Source organism: Pedobacter frigidisoli (assembly GCF_004331675.1).
Lineage (GTDB): Bacteria > Bacteroidota > Bacteroidia > Sphingobacteriales > Sphingobacteriaceae > Pedobacter > Pedobacter frigidisoli.
Window position 1 is genome coordinate 205,624 of record NZ_SJSN01000009.1, and the last position, 20,931, is coordinate 226,554.

Sequence of the window (20,931 nt, forward strand, 5' to 3'; positions counted from 1 at the left end):
TTAGCCTACTTTCCAAACTGCATCTACAAAATATTGGTTTTCATCGAAGAAATTCTGAACAGGCTTAAAACCCGCTGATTGCGCTAATTCATCTATATCTTGAAGCGAATATTTTTGGGAGATTTCCATGAAGATATATTCGTTTTCCTTAAAATGAATCGTTTGCGAATCGCCGATATTTACATGCTGATCTTTTAAACTGATCAAATAACTTTTGCATGCACCTGTTTCAGGATCGTAATTGGCATAATGCTCGAAGTTTTCCAATTGAAAATCGCCATCCAATTCTCTGTTGATGCGTTGCAATAAATTAAGGTTAAACGAACGCGTAATTCCTTGACTATCATTGTAAGCTGATAAAATTTGCTGTGGGTTTTTCTTCAGGTCGAAGCCGATGATCAAGATATCGCCATTTGATAATAATTCTTTTAGGGCTTTGCAAAAATCTGCAGCTTCCGCAACATTCATATTGCCAATGTTGGCGCCCATAAATAAGACTACTTTTCGCCTGTCTGATATTTCAGTTGCCCTTTTCAACATTTCGAAATAATCGCCATTTAGACCTTTCATCTGCAAATTTGGCAGTTTTTCGGGCAACGTTTCTTCCAAGTAACTAATTACATGATCAGAGATATCAATTGGGAAATAATAAAATTCCAATTTTTTATCTAATAGTTCTTGAAGTAAGTGGATGGATTTCGTTGCATCACCAGCACCTAGCTCAATTAAATCAAAAGGACTTTCCTGAGCAGAAATCACATTGGCAAGTTCTTCCGTTTGATGAGAAAGTATATCCATCTCGGCATCCGTAAGGTAATATTCCTCCATATCCATAATCTGTTGGAAGATATGATCTCCAACCTCATCATAAAAATATTTCGAATGCATACGCTTTGGCTCGGCCTGCAAACCGGCTAAAGTATCTGCTAAAAACTGAACCTTATTTGTTGTTGTTTCGGTGGTAACGGTGTTCATAAAATACTATTTAGCAAGGCGAATTCCTGTAAACTGCCATCTTAAATGTGGATGAAAAAAATTTCTATACGTAATTCTACTGTGGTTTTCTGGCGTAGCCACCGAAGCGCCACGAAGCACTTTTTGGTTAACCATGAATTTTCCATTATACTCGCCAATTGCGCCTGGTGCTTTATTAAATCCAGGATAAGGCAAATACGCACTTTCGGTCCACTCCCATCTTTTGCCCCAATTAAGTTGTTTTGCTGCTACTTCCCACTCAAATTCTGTTGGCAAGCGCATGCCTTTCCAACTTGCAAAAGCGTAAGCTTCGTAATAACTGATGTGAGTAACAGATTGTTTTGCATCTATTAAAGAAATTCCATTTAACGTATAATTACACCATTCTCCATCAATTAAATGCCAGTACATTGGCGCTTTAATTTGGTTTCGCAGTACCCAGTCCCAACCCTCGGCATGCCAAAAATTGAAATTCGTATAACCTCCATCTTTTATAAAATCAAGGTATTCACCGTTGGTAACCAATTCAGAAGAAACTTCGAATTCTTGGAGATAAACCTTGTGCCGATTAAGCTCATTGTCAAAACAGAAATCGCCTCCATCATAGCCAATTTCGTAAACGCCTTCGTTAATGGTGATCAATTTGGCTTCCGTTGCCAAATAGCTTTCCTCTTTCCAATCTGCAGAATAAGGCGGAAATAACGGATTATTCCCTAAAATGTATTTAATATCAGTAAGTAAAAGTTCTTGATGTTGCTGCTCGTGGTTAAAGCCTAAAATGAGCAGTTCCAATAGCTCATCGCTGATTGTTGTCTGAAGAAAACGCTCCATTGCCTCATCTACATAAGCACGATATTGATAAACATCGTTAACGCTCGGTCTGCTCAAATTTCCCCTATCGGTACGGATTACACGATTGCCAATGGTTTCATAATAACTATTAAACACATAATTATAGTTCTCACTAAAAACTTGATATTCAGCCGCATTGGGAATTAAAATAAAGGTCTCAAAAAACCAAGTAGTGTGCCCCAAATGCCATTTCGGCGGACTTACATCCTCGACAGGTTGCACTACGTAATCTTCAGTTTCTAGGGGTTCGCAGATTTTTTCGGAGTGCTTCCTGATCTGTTTATATTGTTCTACAAGATTCATTAGTTTTTATCTAAGTAGTTTTTAAGGTCTGTGATGGTATTAACATGAAGTTTTGCTGATTGTTTTTGTCGCATCATTAAAGCGTAAGAATTATTAAAACCTATGGGTTTTAACCATTTAATCTTAAACTTTTTTTGAAATTCCGAGCTTACATAATCGTAGGTACGATCCTTATCATGGGCAATCTCCTTTGATAATTTAGGATCAGGTTGCAGTAAAACCAAAAGTCCCGTCCCTGTGTATTCAGGGTAAAAATCTATCTGATCATTCATTAAGGCATCGAAACAAATCTTTGTTCCGCCTAAACCCGTTTTGGTCGTCACATTGTAATCTGTATTGCCTTTAATCAACATGCTATACATTTCTGCTAGAACGTATTGTTCACCAAAAATCTTCGATCCAATACGGATTAAGCCAGCATTGCCATTTCTAGATTCTTTGTACAAGCCCATTTTAACAAGAAAATCTTTTGCCACTCTTTCTGGTGTTTGATGGAGGTAATCGGTTTTGTAGTTTAAATCCGTCATGATGGAATCTGTAATCTTTCCAGCGAGTAGATTTAAAACATTTTCTAGATCAGGGAACTTTTTAAGGGCAATTTCACGAACAATTGGTGCAGCATAATAGGGTGGAAATATTCCTTTATCATCCTTTAAAATCCTCAAATCGAAAGCTTTCAATCTTCCATCGGTAGAATAGCCGCTAATTACATCCAGTTCTTTGGCATACGCTGCTTTATACATCACCGCATCGCTGATCACTATAGTGTGGATTTTTAGTCCGTAAACAGACTTCAGCCCTAAATCTCCATCTTGTCTGCCCATAAATTCTGGTGTAAAACCAGCCGTAAGTACCGATCCGTAGGCTGATGATAAAATATAGAAACCACTTAACACCAGAATTGCGACAGGGAAAACGTATAGGACTTTCCTCAGTTTCTTAAAATCTAATTTTTGGATAAGCGAAAGTAAAAAATCTAAAATGATGGCCAAAAGCGCTGCTGGAATTGCGCCGGCCAGAATCATATTGGTATTGTTGAGGGAGATACCACCGAAAATGAATTCTCCTAGTCCGCCGGCAGCGATGTAAGACGCCAAGGTTGCTACGCCCACATTAATTACCGTAGCGGTACGGATTCCAGCAAGAATAACAGGCATCGCCAATGGCAATTCTACTCTAAAAAGAATTTGAGTTTTACTCATGCCCAAGGCTTTTGCAGCCTCGATAATATGCTTATCAATCCCGATGATACCCGTATAAGTGTTCCTGATGATTGGCAATAACGCATAAATGAGCAAGGCCACAATTGCTGGCTTTGCACCAATGCCTAAAAAGGGAATCATAAAACCGAGTAAGGCAATACTAGGAATGGTTTGCAGTACGCCAGCCAAACCTAAAACACCACCCGATAATTTACGTTTTCGGGCAATGAAGACGCCTAAGGGCAAACCAATTGCGATAGCTAAAAGCAGCGATATAAAAGTTAAACCTACGTGTTGCAAGGTTTGGTTTAACAGTTTATCAGATTGCTCTGACATGAAACTCCATAAACTTTGCTGTTGCTCAATCATGGTGCGCCGTGTATCTATATTGATTAAAAGCCTCGGTTACTATCGCAAAATCGATCGTTTTAAAATGCCCATTTCCATCAGAAACGAAATTTTCTGCAATAACTTCTGACCGCAAAATTTCCAATGTATCCCAAATATTAAGCTCATGATTCAACTCTTTTTTATCAGCTTTGCTTTCTGATGCTGGTAAATGATTCCAAATATCTTTCAGCTTAATCACCTTAAATTCGAGCGCCAATCTTTGTCCATCTAAAAAGCTTTTCGCAAAATCGTTGATTGGATTGTAAAGTAAATCCTTTGGCGTTCCGATTTGAATAATCTCTCCCTTATCCATGAGGCAAATCCGATCTGCAAGTTCAAAAGCCTCCAATACATCATGCGTTACCATTACAATTGTTTTTCTTTTCAGCTCTTCTAAGGCCTTAAATTCTTGTTGAATACTAGATCTAGTCACATTATCCAAAGCGCCAAAAGGTTCATCCATCAATAAAATTGGAGGATCTGTAACCAAGGCCCGAGCAAGGCCAACACGCTGCTGCTGACCTCCACTTAACTCATGCGGAAACATTTTTAAGCAGCTTTCTGGAAGATGAAGTTTATGAATAAGCTCGGAAGTACGTTGATTGGTTTTCTGCTTATCCCATTTTAAAAGGTTGGGAACCACAGCAATATTTTCGGCAACCGTATAGTGAGGGAATAATCCAATGTTTTGCATCACATAACCAATCCCTCGTCGCAGCTCTTCCGGATTTCCTGAAGTAATATCTTTATCGTTGATTAGGATTTCTCCGTTACCGGGCTGAATTAAAAGATTGATCATTTTTAAGGTAGTCGTTTTACCACAACCACTAGTGCCAAGCAAAACCAAATTCTCTTGATTATTTACCTCAAAAGAAATATTTTTAACGGCTTTAGTATTGCCGAAACGCTTACTTACACTTTGGAGTTTAATCATAATCTATTAATCTTCTAGCTTCATAAACAAATTATTCAGCGATTCTGAATAGGTTGGATGCGCAAAAACGCAGTACCTAATCTGATCAGCAGTAATGCCGCCCTCCATTGCCATTTCCAGCACCGATACAATTTCACCACCTTCTGCCGCCAAGATGGAAGCACCTAAAATTTTCTTTGTCTTCGCATCAACGATCGCTTTCATAAAACCTAAGGTTTCATTGGTTTCAATGCCTCTCGCTACTTGTGTCATCGGAATTTTGGCTATTAAATAATTTAATTTCTGTGCCTTAGCTTCATTTTCTGATATCCCAACCCTGCCCAATTGAGGATCGGTAAACATACAATAAGGTATAGGTCGGTTAGAAATGGTATAGTTTGTTTTCTCCATTAAGTTACGATAAACAATTGTATAATCGTTGTACGCAATGTGCGTAAATGCTGGTCCGCCTTTTACATCGCCCAAAGCATAAATGCCCTTAATGTTGGTTTCCAATTTGTGGTTGACAACGATATAACCTTTGTCATCAGTTTTTAAACCGCATTTCTCCAATCCTAGTCTATCCGTTTGAGGTGCCCTGCCAGTCGCGATTAAAACATGACTACAAGTAATTTTCTTGTTTTTATTATCTGCTTTAAAATGGATAATCAGTTTGTTATCTTGCTGTTTATCAATCTTCTCTATAGCTGTATTGGTTAATATTTTAATATCTTCAGCCGCTAAAATTTTGGTAACTTCTTCAGAAACATCTTCGTCTTCCCTGCTCATTAACCTTTCAGATTTCTCTAAAATAGTAACCTTGCTTCCAAATCGACTAAACATTTGTCCGAACTCTAAGCCGATATAATTTCCTCCAATGACCACCAAATGTTCAGGAATTTCCTCAAGATCTAAAATCGAAGTTGAAGTTAAATAATCGACATCTTCCAAACCATCTATTTTCGGAATCACTGTTTTTGCTCCAGTGTTGATGAATATCCAATCAGCGGTGAAATGTGCTTCACCTCCATCATTTAACTTCACCGAAAGTTCCTTATCACCAGTAAAAATGGCTTCACCGTGAACAAGTGTCAAACCTTTTGTGGATCCTAAGCCTTTCTCTGAAGAGCCCCGAAACATTTCTACGATTTCATCTTTGCGTTTAACAATTTTTTTTAGGTTAACCTTAATTTCTCCGATATCTATTCCGAGTTCACTAGCTTTCCTAGCCTGATAAACCGCTTTTGCAGAGGCGATCATCGCTTTTGTAGGCGTACAACCCACATTTATACAAGTGCCACCAACTAAGCCTTTCTCAATAATTAAGGTTTTTTTTCCTGCTTGAGCAAGCTTTTTTGCTAAGGGAGTTCCCGCCTGACCGGAGCCTATAATAATGGCATCGAAGTGTTTCATGTTTTAAGGATTAATTTGCGCTTGGTTTTAAAATTAAGGAATAGTGGTCAGTTTATACAACCAACAAGTACATTAAAGGTTTGTAAGAATAGATGATCTTCAGCTGCAATATTCTTTACAGTTTTGATTAAATAATTAGGCCAACAGAACATTATCATTTGCTATATGTTAAAGTATTTGCTTATGTTGAACTTTAAATCAATATCAACTAGGCATTTAACTTAAAATATAAAACTATGGGCTTAACATTAGAGCAGGCAGAAAAACTGTCGGAAGCAGCAAAGGCAAAAGCAAAAGAAATTGGCGTTCCAATGAATATCGCCATTGTGGATGAGGGCGCAAACTTAAAATCGTTTCATCGCATGGATAATGCTTGGCTAGGATCGATCGATATTTCAGTAAAAAAGGCCAAAACAGCTCGTTTTTTTGATATGAACTCCGGAGAAATTGGCAAACTTTCGCAACCTGGTCAACCACTTTATAACATCGAACATTCTAACGGAGGCTTAATTACTTTTCCTGGTGGCGTTGTACTTAAAGATGGCTCGGGAACAATTGTTGGCGCAATTGGCGTATCTGGTGGTTCTGTAGAGCAAGACCACGAAGTAGCATCAGCTGGAGCAGCAGCATTGGCATAATTTATTTAGGGAACGCTTAAACCCGTTCCCTAACCTTATTCCCTAACCAATTTGCCTTTAATCATCCACACAGAATTTCTTCCAAAGACATTTGTTGAGGTTACAGCAATTATGGTATCATCATTTAAAATACAAATGGAATTCCATAAACCATGTTTATTTAAGGGAATATTAAAAGGATTATCGACCAACTTAAAGTTTCGGCCACTTTTATCCCCGATAGCAACTTGCATAAAGGCTAACTCCCAATTTTTATTTCTATTTAGCGTGCTTTGAAAAGATAATATCGTTTCGCCACTTTTTAATTGCCTCAAATATGGAGCTCCTGCGTAAACACTATCAGGCAAGTTTGGTATGAAAGCGTCGTTCCTATTTTTATCCTTTCTGCCAACAACTTCTTTCCAATTCTCTTTAAGCGTATTGCGAATTATTGTTGGCTTAAACTGTCCTCGAGCGTTATCCTCAATAGAAAATAAGATCTCATATGATCCATGTAAAATGATTGGAACAGGCATTCCATCTCTATGATTTGCGGTAAAGGAAACAATTTCTGGTCTTTTAGTCCATGTTATGCCAGCATCCTTTGATCTAAAGATAGAAATATTCTGCTCACCAGATTCAGTATATATTTTTTCATCAGAAAAGAATAATTGAATTTCTCCTGATGGCAACTGAATTTGAGCGGGCTCCCAACAGCCATCCTCAAACTTATAACTGGCTTCGTAAACTAACCTTTCATCTTCCCAGGTTTTTCCATCGTTATGGCTCTTTTTTGTGCGGATACCAAAACGTTTTGCAGTATCTGCATTTCCGCTTTTTGGTCGTGGATTGTATGAAGCCAAAAGCGAATGATCTTTTAATTCGATAATTTCTGGAACCGCCATGTTTATCCCAGCTATATTTTCTGCGATTAAAACAGCATCAGCCCAAGTGTTACCTAAATCAATGCTTTTGACGCATTCGATACCATTTTTGCTCTCATAAATACAAATTAGGTTGCTGTTTTAGTTTGAATGATGCGTCCGTAATTCGCGTAAGGTTCATTGATAGGTGTTACTTGATTCAGCGTAGATTGATCCCAACGGATATTAAAGGATTTATTTTGTGCAGTAGAATGGGTTTTTAGGAGCGTAAATTGGGCAACGACCACAAAAAGCAAACAAGTTATTTTTCTTTTCATTAATTAAAGATAGCTGTTACGAAGAACAAAGCCATGAAAGTAAAAAAGCCCTTCAATCCTGAAAGGGCTTTTTTATAGTCGTCTATCCCTATATAAGTAGGAAGAACAAAATTATATAATGACTTTAATATTTTTGGAGTCTGAATAAACTGAACAGAAAATATTTCCATTCAAATTTTAAGTTACCAACGAACAAGTTAAAAATCTGAATAATCTGTTGGATAAAGAAATAAGGTTACATTTTTTGAAACATTATTTTGATATTGAGGCAAGCCACTAATCTTTTTATATTCAGGGCCAAATGCCGACCAATGTTTTTCTCGATCTTCCTTATTATTAAAGGTGGTTAAATACATCAAATTGGGCATTTTGCTACCAGAAATTACCTGGCCATAAAACACGGCATTAAAGTTCAGCTTGGTAAAAATGCTGATTTCCGCATCGTTGAACATACCAATTTTGTTGAGTGATAGTTTTTCTGTACTTGCCTCGTAACTCCTCAGTTCGTAAATTCTTTCGGCTTTGAGCGAAGATAAATTAGGCATTGCTGGTGATGGCATTGCATCGAAAGCTTTAAGTAAAATGGATTCTATCCGTAGAAATGGCGAATTGTCGAAACTGGCATCTAAATAGCTTTTGCCCGCTGCCAAATAAGCCTGATCTTTTGTCAAAGCCTGATCTAGATTCAAATAATTATCTATCTTTTTAAATGGAATAAAAACATAAATCAATTGCTCCAAAGAATCTTTTTTTACAGGCTTAAAAACTCCAATATTCTGAACACCGAAGCGATGCAACGCTGGCAAGTAAGCATTTTTTAAATAAGAATCGACAGTTCGTTCTTGTGCCTCTCCCTTTACGTGGTAAATTTTTATTTGATAGTAATACCCAGGCTTTGCAGCAAATGAGTGGCTTTGAAGAAAGAAGATTATTGCTAGGCAACAAAGTAATTTTAAATAAATAAGATTCAGTTTCATGGCGATGATTAAACTCTAGCTAATATAATATCATTTTGCGAATAAGCTTTAAGTTTTAAATCATAACAAAGTTTTAATAATGCTATTGCGTTTTCTACATCTTTTTCGTTTCGTACATAAAAACTAATCCATCCAGATTTTTCAAAAACATGATGAGAGGTTGCTTTCTGTTCATCTAATAACCTTTGCTTAGTTTTTTTAGTAAAAAGAATATCAAGAATACCATTGCTGTGTAAATGTCCTATTTCTGTTTTACGATAATTAAATTGGGTACCGCCGAATTTATGCAAACTTATACTTGTATGTTCCCAATTAAGCACTTCGTTTTCAATCTCATCAAACCAAGTTAATTTCATAGGCTCAGTTAAAAACAAGAGTAATTTTAAACAACTATCATATATCAGTGCGAATAATGGTATCCTCTTTAAAAAATTTAAATATTTTACGATAAAGCCAAACATTATTTCTCACTTAAAACTTTAATGTGATCCATAACCCTTAAATGCACATTTCTAGTAATGCTTTCTGCCCAAAGGTCATAGTACCATGTGGGAAAAACATGTAACTTATACCAACTATTTCCGATTAATGTTGTGGTTCCATTTCCATTGTCTTGCAATAAAAACTGTCCCCTATTAATATCGATGTGGCCCATAATTTCTGGGTCTTTTGGTTGGTTAACAATATCAAAAGTTAAATTTTTATTCTTATCAAAAGTTACGATTTGCTCATCGAAAACATATCCATTACTAAAAATACATTTTCTTCCCGCACCTTTTTTATAAGCGGTAACAGTTGTTTGCATTGGGCTAGGCATACCAATATTAAATAACCAATAAGTATTTGGCTGCTTAATTTTATCAAAAGCAACAACATTTTTCCAAATTTTTTCTGGCGTTGCCTTAATTATCACCTCATCCGAAACCATATTTTCATAGCGGTGATCTGCTAGAGAATCGGCAATAAAAATTAACATCAATAAAGAAATAAAACTTGTATTAAGTGTTTGATTATTTTTTTTGAACATTACCTTGCCAATAAATGCTCCAGTTATAACAAATGCAAATATTAATGGAGATACAATGATTAAGCAGATAGTGCCTTCACCCAGAAATAAAAAGCTAAGTAATATGGCAATGAAGCCGTTTAAAATGGAATTCCATATTAACATTTTGCTTGATAACTTAAAGTCTTTCCAAAACCAGGCGCTCATTATTCCGATGAGCATTGGTAAGATTACAAATTCCGAAAAAACTATTACTCCTGCACTCCCAACATTCAAGAATCTATTGATTCCAATAATGGAGAGCAGAATGGCATTCGGTATTAAAAATCCTAAAAATATTTTATTCTCAAATATCTTCATAGTGTTTAAATTGTTAATCAAACATAAAATTAATTATTAAACTTTCAAAATTTACTGAAAATAAAAATATAATCAAATGGAAATAATTTGACAATTATCTACATTACTAGGCCGTTATTGCTTAATTTATGTAAATTCAAGCACCGAATTTAGACTTACTAGCCAATATGCCATTTAATAAAGCGCTATTTTTATTATTGATTGTCCTTATATACTCTTGCAAATTATCTAATAATAAGATAGATCATCCTGTATTGGTAGATAAAATAATCGATAGCGCATCTCATTTAGGCGATTTAAAGAAAAGAGAACAGGCTAATCGATACCTAGATTCATGCTTTAAGCAAATTGAAAACCCTGGGATTGGCGATTTATGGAAAAAATTCTACTTTAAGCAATCGCAAAATTTTATTTTTGCAAGACTGAATAAAGATTCTATAGAACTCGAAAAAGCATTTATTTATGCAGATAGTATGCTTGCGCTTATTGCTACAAATAAGGCAGAGGTAAAATACAAGAGGGAGCTAAGCATTGCTAATTTTTTAAAAGGCGACGTCCTTTTAGAGCAAGAAAAATATGAACAATCTTATCTGTTCTTTAATAAAGGAAAGCTTTTGGCAGACGAATCTGGAAGCACATGCGATCAAGCGGATTTTAATAGTCGATTTGCTTTCTTAAACTACGTCCAGAATAAATACAGGCAAGCCGCATCACTTTTTTTGCAGGCTTATAAAAACAACTTAGCCTGTAAGCTTGATTATGAGAAATATGCAGCAATACAAGGCGCCTTAGATAATGCGGGATTAAGCTATAACCACATCAAAATGACTGATAGTGCGATGATCTGCTTTAAAAAATCATTAAAGTTTTTAGAAAGCAACGAGCATCTTTTTCCTTACAAGAAAACATTTACTCGAGTTGCCAAAGGTGTAAATTACCATTACATAGGCGATGTATACCTGGATAGTGGCAATAACGAAAAGGCTGAGGAATATTTAAAGAAAGCAATTGCTTCTAACGGAACTTTCGGTACCGAAAAAAGAAATGCACAAATTGCTGAAGTGAAATTGGCTCGCCTTTACCTAAACACAGGTCGTTATAATGATTTTAGCTCAATCATGGCTTTCGCTAGATCATCATTGGATTCTTTACCGAGCCCAAAGACAGAAGTAGATTGGCAAAAATTGCGAATTGACTATTTAAATTTAACTGGGAAGTATGAGGAAGCTAAAACATATATTCCTAATTACCTGCAATTGGCAGCAAAACAAGATCTAAAGCTTCAAAAATTAAACAGTGTTAATGCTCGAACTGAATTCTACAACTTGCAGAAAGATTATGAGCTCACTCTACTCAAAAAAGAAAATCAGCTCAACATTTTATACCTGATTATTGCTGTAGGTTTTTCGGTAATGTCGATGTTTATTCTTTATCAACTGTGGCGAAATGGAAAAACATCAAAAATTACCAACGATAAGCTTAAGCTGTTGAATAAGCAGGTAACAGAACAGAATCTTCATCTTCAAAAAGCGTTAAGTGCGCTTGAACAAAGTCAGGATGAGAACAAACGCGTAATGAAAGTTGTAGCCCACGATTTACGTAGTCCGATCGGCGCCATTGTTAGCCTAGCGGGATTTATGTTAAGTAATCAAAAATTAAAAGAAGAGGAACAACATTTAATTGGCCTGATCAAAATTTCTGGTGCAGATTCTTTAAAATTTGTAGATGATTTGTTGAACTGGGAATCTGCAAGTGAGGAATTAGAGAAAGAATCTGTTGATTTGAATGCGCTCCTAAATTACTGTACCAACCTTTTGCAATACAAAGCCTCCGAAAAGCAGCAGAAAATTATCCTGAAAAGTGAAGCCATTACTTTTAATATCAATCGAGAGAAGATTTGGAGGGTAATCAGTAATTTGATAACGAATGCCATCAAGTTTAGTCCACCTAAAACCAATATCTTGGTGGAGACTAATATTTTTTCAGATCATATCATTATATCGGTAAAAGATCAGGGAATTGGGATTCCAGCAGAAATGAATGATAGTATTTTCAATATTACCAAAGAGGCCAAAAGAAGCGGAACGAATGGCGAGAAATCTTACGGTATGGGCTTAGTAATTTCTAAACAGATTGTGGAGGCACATGGCGGCTCGTTGTGGTTTGAAAGTACAACTTCAAAGGGAACAACGTTTTTTATCAAACTTCCTATTGCGTAAATTACTCCACCCCTTTTGCGCTTGTAGGGATGATATAAAGTGATTTTGATGCTGTAATAAATAAAATATTTCTGTTCTTTCCGCCAAAACAGATATTACCACACCATTCTTCAGGCACATCAATGTGGCCAATTTGTTCGCCTGTTGCTTTGTAAATATTTACGCCTTTGCCGGTTACGTAAATATTGCCGTTGTTATCCAAAGTCATTCCATCAGAATGTTGATTGAGAATGGTTTCTCTATTGATTAAACTTGCATCAGTATTAATTTGATAACGATAAGTTTTATTGGAACTCATATCCGCAACGTACAGGAATTTACCATCAGGTGTACCAACAATGCCGTTTGGTTTAATCACATCATCGGCTACAATTATGGCAGTTTTCTTTCCTTTAGCGAGATAATAAACACGTTGTCTTTCTATTTCAGGTTTCTGTCTGGTCCAGTAATCGCGTTGGTAATACGGGTCGGTAAAGTAAATACCGCCTTTCGCATCCAACCACATATCATTCGGACCGTTAACTTTCTTTCCCTCAAAATCGGAGAATAAAACCGTTATCTTTTTATTTTTATCGATAGACCAGATTTGATTGTTTTCATCGGCACAAACAATTAAGTTTCCTTTTTCATCGAAATAAGTTCCGTTTGCCCTCCCCGATTTATCCAGGTACAAACTCAGTTTTCCATTGATATCATATTTCCAGATTTTATCGTTTGGCTGGTCGGTAAAAAATACATTTCCTTGCTTATCAACAGAAGCTCCCTCAGTAAATTTGAATTGGGAAGAAATGAGTTTCAAACTATCCTGAACGAAGATTGGATTTGTTAATTGCGCAAAAGAAAATGAAGTAATCGAAATTAGAATAGAAAGAAAGAAATACTTTTTCATGGGTTGATATTTGGTTGGCAAAGTGGGGATTAATCTTTTGCGGTGCAAGTAAAAATGTTGTGTTAAACTGTGTCGTCATTGCGAGAAACTATTCTTCATAGTTTCGTGGCAATCTCATTGTTTAAACAATTCCACTAGTGAGATTGCTTCAATCGATGAAAAATCGATTTCGCAATGACGGAGAAAAGAGAAAGACAAAACAAATGGCGAGGTAATAACGTATTTAACTTACCCTCTTCCCTTTCAATAACATATCAAGCGCATCGTTTAGTGTTCCTGCCTTTTGCACTTCGCCCTCATTTACAAAGTAAATTTCATCGGCGTTTTCGATGGTATTTAAACGGTGTGCGATAACTACTAATGTTGTTTCTTTCGATAACTTATTCAAAATACTGCTCAACAATTGCTCTGTAATGGTATCGATATTTGCCGTTGCTTCATCTAAAATCAATAATTCAGGGTTACGTAAAACGGCTCTCATGAAAGCAATTAACTGTTTTTGCCCCAAACTGATGCTATCAGCACCTGATGTAATTTGTGTGTTCAATCCCTCATCAAAAATGGCCAAAAGCGCATTCAAGTTCGCATCTTCAATAATCTTATTCAACTCATCGTCACTCACATCTTTATACTGACTGTTGCCGTAAAGAATATTGTCTTTTACGGTTCCTGTAAATAAAAACGGCTCTTGTAGAATAAAACCGATTTTCTGTGTACGTTCCTCGGCACTGAAAGAGCGAATATCCTTTCCGTTCAATAAAACAGACCCTTTTGTGGCATCGTACAAGCGAGAAATTAAAGACGCCGTTGTTGTTTTACCGCCACCCGTTGGACCAATCAAGGCATAAGTTTTGCCTTTTTCGAACTTCAAATTAATGTTATGCAGAATCTCTTTCGAATCGTCATAAGAGAAATGAACGTTTTTAAATTCCAGCAAGGCATCAGAAGTAACCGATTTATCGCCCTCAACTTGAGTAAGATTTGTTTCCAGCAAAAGGATTTGAGAAATCCTGTCCCAACCCGCCATGGCTACTTGAAAACTTGTCCACAAAGCAGCCAATTGCCTCAATGGATTGTAAAAGTTGGTACAATAGGAAATGTAACTCACTAACAATCCTAATGAAAAGTTTCCAATGGAAATTAAATAAATACCGAAAAGCAGTACAATTAATTGTGCGGCACTTGAAAGTAAACCATAAACGGGAACAAAAATATTGTTGGCTAAACCTGCGCCGATTGCCGTTTTATAATTTTCTTTGTTCGCCTCATCAAAACGCTTTCTAAAATAATCGCGACGGTTAAAAGCAATTATAACCTTAAAATTATTCAGGCTTTCCTGAATTTCGGCACTCATTCCGCCGACGCTTTTCAGATTTTTTGCATTCTTTCTTTTAACCCATGGGGATAAAATCACAGTAAAAAACACAATTACAACCGCTGGAGAAAGCGCTGCAGCTCCAAGTTCGAAATTGATGGTTAACAGAAAAAAACCAGCACCAATCATGGTTACAATACTACCGATAAACTGCATCAGCGATTGCGAAAAAAACTGGTTCAATTTATCCGTATCGTTATTTACCCGAGAGATTAAATCGCCTGCCTTGTTTTGATTGAAGAATGAAACAGGTAATTCCTGTAGCTTATTAAAAATGGCATTCCGAAGCGTATAAAGCATTCTTTGTCCGATACTACCCATTAATTTGGTTTGCAAATAACCTGTAACCATGGCAATCAAGTACATTACTAAAAGTATTCCACCGAACATTAAAACGCCATGAAATTGTTTGGTTCGGATGTATTTATCAATGGTATGGCCGACCAAAAGCGGCCCCAAAAGCAATAACCCAGAATTTACTAAAATTGCAATCAGAGCCAGCCAAAGATTTTTTCTTTCGTCGGATATGAGTTTCAGCAATCTTTTAAGCGCTTGGTATGTAGATTGCTTTTCCTGCTTTTGCGTAAGCTGGTTAAGATTGTAGTTCATAATTGCTGGTGCTCTGTTGTGAATTGTAAATTTGAACGTATTCAGGGCTGCTTTTTAGTAATTCCTGATGCGTTCCCTCTGCAATGATTTCGCCCTGCATCAGCAAGATAACTTTGTCGTAATTTTCAACAGACGCTATTTTTTGGGTAACCGATAATAACGTTAAACCAGGATAATTTTGTTGAATATTCTCCAGAATCCTTTGTTCGGTGTTCGTATCAACTCTTGCCGTAAAATCATCGAGCAATAAAATTTTCGGATTTACAGCCAGCGCTCTTGCCAACATTATTCGTTGTTTTTGTCCGCCAGAAAGGCTGTTTCCACGTTCAGAAACAATGGTATTTAATTTATCCGGCAAATTATCTACGAAATCTTTCAATTCCGCAGTTTGAATTGCTTTTTCCAAGGATTCATCGGTAACGGTATCGCTGAATGCAATATTTTCACGAATGCTCATGTTAAACATGATGCTATCCTGAAAAACGAAACCTACCTGCTTGTGGAAATTCTCCTGATTATATTGGTTAATTTCTTTTTCATCGAAAAGAATTTCGCCAGCATTTGGATTGATTAAACCCGTAAGAATGTACAATAATTGCGTTTTTCCCGCAGCTGTAGGACCAATAATTGCGGTTTTTGAACCAGCTTTGGCAGCGAATGAGATGTCTTTTAAAATTGGTTTCTGTCCGATGGTTAGCGTTACGTTTTTTGCTTCAACATCGCCGACTAATTTATCTGTCAAAGTTCCAGGGTGTTTGATTTCGGGTGCATTTAAAACACTTTCTATCCTTTGGTAAGAGGCGGTTGCCTGTGCAATCACATTACTCATGAAACCGATAACCAAAATCGGAAAAATAATAAGTGCCAAATAACTGTTGAAAGCGGCAAATTCTCCCAAACTCATGCTGTTGTTAATCACAAAATGACCACCGAGTACTAAAATGGTTAATCCAGAAAGGTTAGCAACGAAAACGATAATTGGAATCAAGCCCGCAAAAAGGCGGAGAATTGACAATCCTAAATCTCTGGCTTTCGAGTTGGCATCGAGAAATTTGTTGTATTCGAGTTGTTGCGAATTGATTACACGAATAAGCGCAGAACCTAAAATGCTTTCGCTGATTACTTTATTTAACCAATCGATAACTTCACGACTTTTAATAAACAGCACCCTTACTTTTTTCAAAACGAAGAAAAATGCCCCTCCAATAATGGGTACAATGGCGATTACACAAAGCGCCAGTTTCCAGTTTATCATCAGCAGCAAAATACTGGCCCCAACAATTAAAAATATAGACGATGCCAATGAAACTATGGCTTGCGAAACGAACATTTTTATCGAATCGGCATCGGAAGTGAGGTTTGTTAAAAGTTTTGAGGGGTTCGCCTGGATAATATAAGCATGGCTCTGCCGCGAAATCTGGTCTGACAGTTTGGTGCGCAAATCTCTGGCCACACGTTCTGACGCATAAGTCTGCACGATGCTTTGCAGGTAGGTAAAGATAAAAACCAATATAATCGCCAGCGCAAACTGGAATAAAATGGAATTTTTATCAAAGGTTTTATTGGTATACGAATCGATTCCGTGGGCTATGATTTTCGGCAGCAATAAATTGATTCCATTACTTAATAAAGCGAATAAAATCAGCAGGAAAATTAAGCCTTTATATGATGCAAGTAAACTAAAAACGCTTGGTTTTCTAGCTTCTTTGGGTTTTGCCATGTTGTGAGATGAACTTTTGTAAACATCAAATTTAACCCAATTATCTGAATAGATGGTATGTTATTTTAATTTTTGATGATGTTGTTTACTGTTATTAACCACAGATAAACACAGATTGATTCTCATGTCATGAAATTAGGCTTGCGCTCGATTTCATTGCCGTTGGTTTCAACCAACGGAATTTTAAATAAACACCCCGTCCTGCGGACACCACTCTAAAAGAGGGGAATGCAAAACGCTTAAACTAATTGCATAAAACCTTTGAGGGGTAATTCCCCTCTTTCAGAGTGCCTGCTCCGATATATTCGGAGGGTGCCTGAAAGGCGGGGTGTTTCTTGCTTTTGCGAAATCCTTTATTCCTAAACGGGATGGCAGCGATATACCCCGATTTTTCATCGGGGATTTAGCGAACAGCCCGACTGGACCAATCCGAAGAAACACAACAGCACCTTTCCAAATAATTAAAAAACATAATCCACTCAAACATTGCTACCTTTGCAGCAACCATTGAAGAAAATGGTTCCCATATTATGATTGAAATAGGAAAATACAACGAATTAAGAGTTCTAAGCAAAACTGAGGCTGGTTTAAACTTAACAGATGGCGATAAATTAGTCATTTTGCCTTACCAATATGTACCAAAAGGTTTGGAAATTGGCGATAATTTAAGCGTTTTTGTTTACATCCAAAAAGATGGACGTCTAACTGGAACTACCCAAAAAGCTTATGCCGAAGTCGGGGATTTTGCTTTCTTAAAAGTGGTTGCAGATGGTGATGACGGTACTTATATAGATTTAGGCATCGATAAAGATGTTTATGTGCCGACCAAAGAACAAAAAAGACCGATGCAAAAAGGTTACAAATACGTGGTTTATTTGTACCTGGATGAAAATAGCGAACGCCTTTTGGCATCATCGAAATTGTACGATTTTGTTGAAGAGGAAGACTTCGATTTTGAAGAGGGCGATGAGGTTAGTTTGTTAATTACAGAAGAAACCGATTTAGGTTTCAACGCGATTATCAATAACACTTATATCGGTTTGCTGTACCACAACGAGGTTTTTGATAATATCCAAGTCGGCGAACAGCGTAAAGGATGGATTAAAAAAATCCGTGTAGAGGGCAAGATTGATTTGACTTTGCAGCCAAGTGGTTATGGCCATATTTTAGACTCGAAAGAGATGATTCTGGCTGAATTGAAAAAGAGCGGCGGTGTAATTGAATTGGGCGATAAAAGTTCTCCTGATGAAATTTATCATCGCTTCCAAATTAGCAAAAGTGCTTTTAAGAAGACGATTGGCTCACTTTATAAAGAGCGATTAATTGTGCTTTCTGATGATTCGATTCGGTTATTGACTGATGATGACGCAGAATAATTAACCTATTTTGCCTCTGATTCGCAGATTATTACTCGAAGAATTTTGAACCATATAAGACATATAAGAACATTTAAGCTAATATGTTCTTATATGTCTTATATGGTTAATTATTAACCGCTACATAACTAATTCAAATTAAACTTATCGTTCTGAATTTTCACCATGTTTGATGCCGAGATAATCGACACAATCATAATTCCTATAATAACGGCTAAAATACCTTGAAAAGTAGAGTAGATTTTCGTTCCTGAAACAAAGATTTTAGAATCCTTAATCAGCTCATCTCCAACTTTTGATTGAATTTTAATCAGCGCAGAAAGTTTCTCAAGGGTTCTCGCTGAAGCACTTCTTCCAATTGATTCGTAGATTTCTTTTCCCTCATTACTTGCTAAACCCAACATCTTATTTTCCAATTGTTGTTGAACATTCAGGGCATTTTTAAAATCGTTAAGAAAGGTTTTTTCTTGTTTTACAAGTAAAGTTAATTCGTATTTATTGATAACCGAATCGATTTTTCGGTTGTGTCTATTAATTTTCGAAATGCTGCTCGATGGATGAATTTCACTCGAAAAAGCATCCTGCAGAATCGCATTTTTATGATAGAGGTTCTCGGCAATGAAAAATAAATCCGTTGCAGGAACTAGTCTGTCGTTATACATCGAAATGAATGATTCATTTATTTTGGTTACACTTTTATCTTCCAAGAAACGAATTAGCAAGGTGCAACACATAATGCAGAACAGCAAGAAAGCAATTTTCAACTTGTTTTTAAGACTAAAGGCGAATTTCATAATACGAATTGGTTAGCAATTCAAGTTAAGAATTTATGTGTGGTTAGCCGCAGATTCGCAGATTAATATTCAAAGAATTTTGAACTATATAAGACATTTAAGAACATTTGAGCCATTATGTATTTGGAATCTGCTTGCCATCTAAAATCAGTATAATCTCTCAATCTGTGAAATTATCATCCTAATCTGTGTAATCATCTTCTAAAAATAGTCCTCTTGCGCCGTCTTAGCGAAAAGCTGTGGCGCAAAATTAACCAAATACAACTCCTTTTTGGCTCGGGTAACAGCCGTGTACAACCACCTCAAGAAATCCAAATCAATCATTTCTTCGGTCAAGTAGCCTTGGTCGGCAAAAACAGCATCCCACTGTCCGCCTTGTGCTTTGTGGCAAGTAACTGCGTATGCGAATTTGATTTGCAAAGCATTATAAAAAGGGTCTTGTTTTATGGCAAGCATTCTTTGGCGCTTATTTGCGATGTGTTCGTAATCTTCGTTCAAGCCGTCAAAAAGCTTTTTATTTTGTTCATAAGGCAAGTTAGCCGATTCCAAGTTCAAGGTATCCAACATCACTTTACAGCTGATTTGTCCTGCAGCCGGGAAATCCATAAATTCCAATGTAGCATCCGCAAAGCGAAAACCATAACGTTCTTCCTCGCCACGAACGCGAATCACTTTGGCCATATCACCATTGGCAATAAACGCCGTTTCATCATTTTCGGGGAGCCAAAAATAGTTATTCCGAACCACCATAATCTGGTCGCCACCAGTTAATTCTTCTTCGCGATACAGCAACCTCGCCCTGATTTGCTGGTTGTAAATATTCGCCGATTTATTTGAGCGACAAACCACCAACGTATTTTCCATGCCGAATTTTCGGTAAGCGTACTCTAAACCCTCAACCAAACGAGCGCCGGCCATATTGTAAATATCTTTGTAATTTTTAGTGAGGAATTTAGGTAATGGATTCTCAGGATTTTTAGAAATCTGATTTCTAAGCATCGTTGCATTAGCCAAAATACCCGATTTCTTTTCCTGCCGAACAACTTCTTTCAATTCGACAGAAGTTATCGTTAAAGCGAACTTATCTTTCAAATACTGCTCATTCAAAGCAGGACTGTCCAAACTTCCAACTGGCGGCAATTGTGCTGTATCGCCCACAAAAAGCAGAAAACAGTTTTTCGTGTTGTACACAAACTCCAGCAAATCCCTCAAAATAGATGAACCTGTTTCATTAAATTCATCGGCAATCATCGAGGCCTCATCAATAATAAAAAGTGTATTTTCTGATAAATTTGGCGCCAGCTGGAACTGCATTTCGGGCGATGTCGCCGAGCGTTTCCTGTAAATTCTTTTATGAATGGTTAAGGCTTTCCGATAAGAATATTGGCTCATCACTTTGGCCGCCCGCCCGGTTGGCGCTAATAATTCGCTCCTCAAATTGAACTGTGCCAATACTTTTACCAACGCGGCCACCGAAGTCGTTTTACCCGTGCCTGCATAACCTTTCAGCACAAAACACTTGTACTCATCATTCTCCTGCAAAAACTTGGACATGCGCTCGCAAAAAAGCAGTTGCTCTTTCGTTGGCGTGTGTGGATAAGCTTGTGCAATGAGTTGACTTTTATCGATGTACATGGATGATGTTTAATTGTTAAATGGCTCTATTGTTAAATTGTTTTTAATAGCCACAATTTTAGTTTATGGAAATCAATTGCAATGCTGATTAGTTGCGATAGTCCG

General features: G+C 36.8%; 18 protein-coding genes. 3 read left to right on the forward strand and 15 right to left on the reverse strand.

Annotated elements, in window-relative coordinates; genetic code table 11:
* The 5 genes from egtD to EZ449_RS13190 are packed head-to-tail and all read right to left on the reverse strand — an operon-like array spanning nt 1 to nt 6,048.
* Nucleotides 1–975 carry an L-histidine N(alpha)-methyltransferase gene (egtD, locus tag EZ449_RS13170; protein WP_131559492.1) on the reverse strand — a complete coding sequence of 325 codons (975 nt, stop codon included), beginning with the start codon at nt 973–975 and terminating at the stop codon, nt 1–3.
* A 6-nt stretch (nt 976–981) separates the two neighbouring features.
* Nucleotides 982–2,130 (reverse strand): ergothioneine biosynthesis protein EgtB, encoded by a 1,149-nt coding sequence (gene egtB / locus EZ449_RS13175; RefSeq protein WP_131559494.1) that lies wholly within the window; start codon nt 2,128–2,130, stop codon nt 982–984.
* Entirely contained in the window at nt 2,130–3,701 is a 1,572-nt protein-coding gene (locus EZ449_RS13180; protein WP_131559496.1) for an ABC transporter permease/substrate-binding protein, read from the reverse strand. The genes egtB and EZ449_RS13180 overlap by 1 nt, the downstream gene beginning before the upstream one ends.
* On the reverse strand, nt 3,694–4,656 hold the full coding sequence (locus tag EZ449_RS13185; protein WP_131559498.1) for an ABC transporter ATP-binding protein: 963 nt from the start codon (nt 4,654–4,656) through the stop codon (nt 3,694–3,696). Before EZ449_RS13185 ends, EZ449_RS13180 begins: the two co-directional genes overlap by 8 nt.
* Nucleotides 4,657–4,662: 6 nt before the next feature.
* Nucleotides 4,663–6,048: a mercuric reductase gene (locus EZ449_RS13190; RefSeq protein ID WP_131559500.1), complete on the reverse strand. Its 1,386-nt coding sequence runs from the start codon at nt 6,046–6,048 to the stop codon at nt 4,663–4,665.
* Nucleotides 6,049–6,284: 236 nt separating this feature from the next.
* Between EZ449_RS13190 and EZ449_RS13195 the strand changes: the two genes are divergently transcribed.
* Nucleotides 6,285–6,686 (forward strand): GlcG/HbpS family heme-binding protein, encoded by a 402-nt coding sequence (locus EZ449_RS13195; protein ID WP_131559502.1) that lies wholly within the window; start codon nt 6,285–6,287, stop codon nt 6,684–6,686.
* A gap of 35 nt (nt 6,687–6,721) precedes the next feature.
* On the opposite strand, the gene EZ449_RS13200 is transcribed toward EZ449_RS13195, so the two are convergent.
* From EZ449_RS13200 to EZ449_RS13220, 5 genes are all read right to left on the reverse strand, one after another.
* Nucleotides 6,722–7,570 carry a sialidase family protein gene (locus EZ449_RS13200; RefSeq protein ID WP_131559504.1) on the reverse strand — a complete coding sequence of 283 codons (849 nt, stop codon included), beginning with the start codon at nt 7,568–7,570 and terminating at the stop codon, nt 6,722–6,724.
* A 107-nt stretch (nt 7,571–7,677) separates the two neighbouring features.
* Nucleotides 7,678–7,866, reverse strand: a complete 189-nt coding sequence (locus tag EZ449_RS13205; RefSeq protein WP_131559506.1) for a hypothetical protein — start codon at nt 7,864–7,866, stop codon at nt 7,678–7,680.
* A 197-nt stretch (nt 7,867–8,063) separates the two neighbouring features.
* A complete protein-coding gene (locus EZ449_RS13210) occupies nt 8,064–8,843 on the reverse strand; it encodes an NIPSNAP family protein (protein ID WP_131559508.1) in 780 nt (259 codons plus the stop codon).
* A gap of 8 nt (nt 8,844–8,851) precedes the next feature.
* On the reverse strand, nt 8,852–9,304 hold the full coding sequence (locus EZ449_RS13215; protein WP_225872312.1) for a luciferase domain-containing protein: 453 nt from the start codon (nt 9,302–9,304) through the stop codon (nt 8,852–8,854).
* Complete coding sequence (locus tag EZ449_RS13220) at nt 9,304–10,209, reverse strand: SRPBCC family protein (protein WP_131559512.1); 906 nt, start codon at nt 10,207–10,209, stop codon at nt 9,304–9,306. The genes EZ449_RS13215 and EZ449_RS13220 overlap by 1 nt, the downstream gene beginning before the upstream one ends.
* Nucleotides 10,210–10,376: 167 nt before the next feature.
* Between EZ449_RS13220 and EZ449_RS13225 the strand changes: the two genes are divergently transcribed.
* Nucleotides 10,377–12,428 carry a tetratricopeptide repeat-containing sensor histidine kinase gene (locus tag EZ449_RS13225; RefSeq protein WP_131559514.1) on the forward strand — a complete coding sequence of 684 codons (2,052 nt, stop codon included), beginning with the start codon at nt 10,377–10,379 and terminating at the stop codon, nt 12,426–12,428.
* A gap of 1 nt (nt 12,429) precedes the next feature.
* On the opposite strand, the gene EZ449_RS13230 is transcribed toward EZ449_RS13225, so the two are convergent.
* The 3 genes from EZ449_RS13230 to EZ449_RS13240 form a co-directional block, all read right to left on the reverse strand.
* Nucleotides 12,430–13,317, reverse strand: a complete 888-nt coding sequence (locus tag EZ449_RS13230; protein ID WP_131559516.1) for an SMP-30/gluconolactonase/LRE family protein — start codon at nt 13,315–13,317, stop codon at nt 12,430–12,432.
* 223 nt (nt 13,318–13,540) lie between these two features.
* Complete coding sequence (locus EZ449_RS13235; RefSeq protein WP_131559518.1) at nt 13,541–15,301, reverse strand: ABC transporter ATP-binding protein; 1,761 nt, start codon at nt 15,299–15,301, stop codon at nt 13,541–13,543.
* Nucleotides 15,285–17,021: an ABC transporter ATP-binding protein gene (locus EZ449_RS13240; RefSeq protein ID WP_131559520.1), complete on the reverse strand. Its 1,737-nt coding sequence runs from the start codon at nt 17,019–17,021 to the stop codon at nt 15,285–15,287. The genes EZ449_RS13235 and EZ449_RS13240 overlap by 17 nt, the downstream gene beginning before the upstream one ends.
* 530 nt (nt 17,022–17,551) lie before the next feature.
* Here EZ449_RS13240 and EZ449_RS13245 point away from each other — a divergent pair.
* Entirely contained in the window at nt 17,552–18,397 is an 846-nt protein-coding gene (locus EZ449_RS13245) for a CvfB family protein (protein ID WP_131559522.1), read from the forward strand.
* A 128-nt stretch (nt 18,398–18,525) separates the two neighbouring features.
* Here EZ449_RS13245 and EZ449_RS13250 read toward each other — a convergent pair whose 3' ends face one another.
* Together EZ449_RS13250 and EZ449_RS13255 are read right to left on the reverse strand one after the other, a co-directional pair.
* The gene (locus EZ449_RS13250; RefSeq protein ID WP_131559524.1) at nt 18,526–19,191 is read right to left on the reverse strand and encodes an MCP four helix bundle domain-containing protein; all 666 of its coding nucleotides are present in this window, start codon (nt 19,189–19,191) and stop codon (nt 18,526–18,528) included.
* A gap of 201 nt (nt 19,192–19,392) precedes the next feature.
* Nucleotides 19,393–20,826: an ATP-dependent DNA helicase gene (locus EZ449_RS13255; RefSeq protein ID WP_131559526.1), complete on the reverse strand. Its 1,434-nt coding sequence runs from the start codon at nt 20,824–20,826 to the stop codon at nt 19,393–19,395.
* Nucleotides 20,827–20,931: the final 105 nt, after the last annotated feature.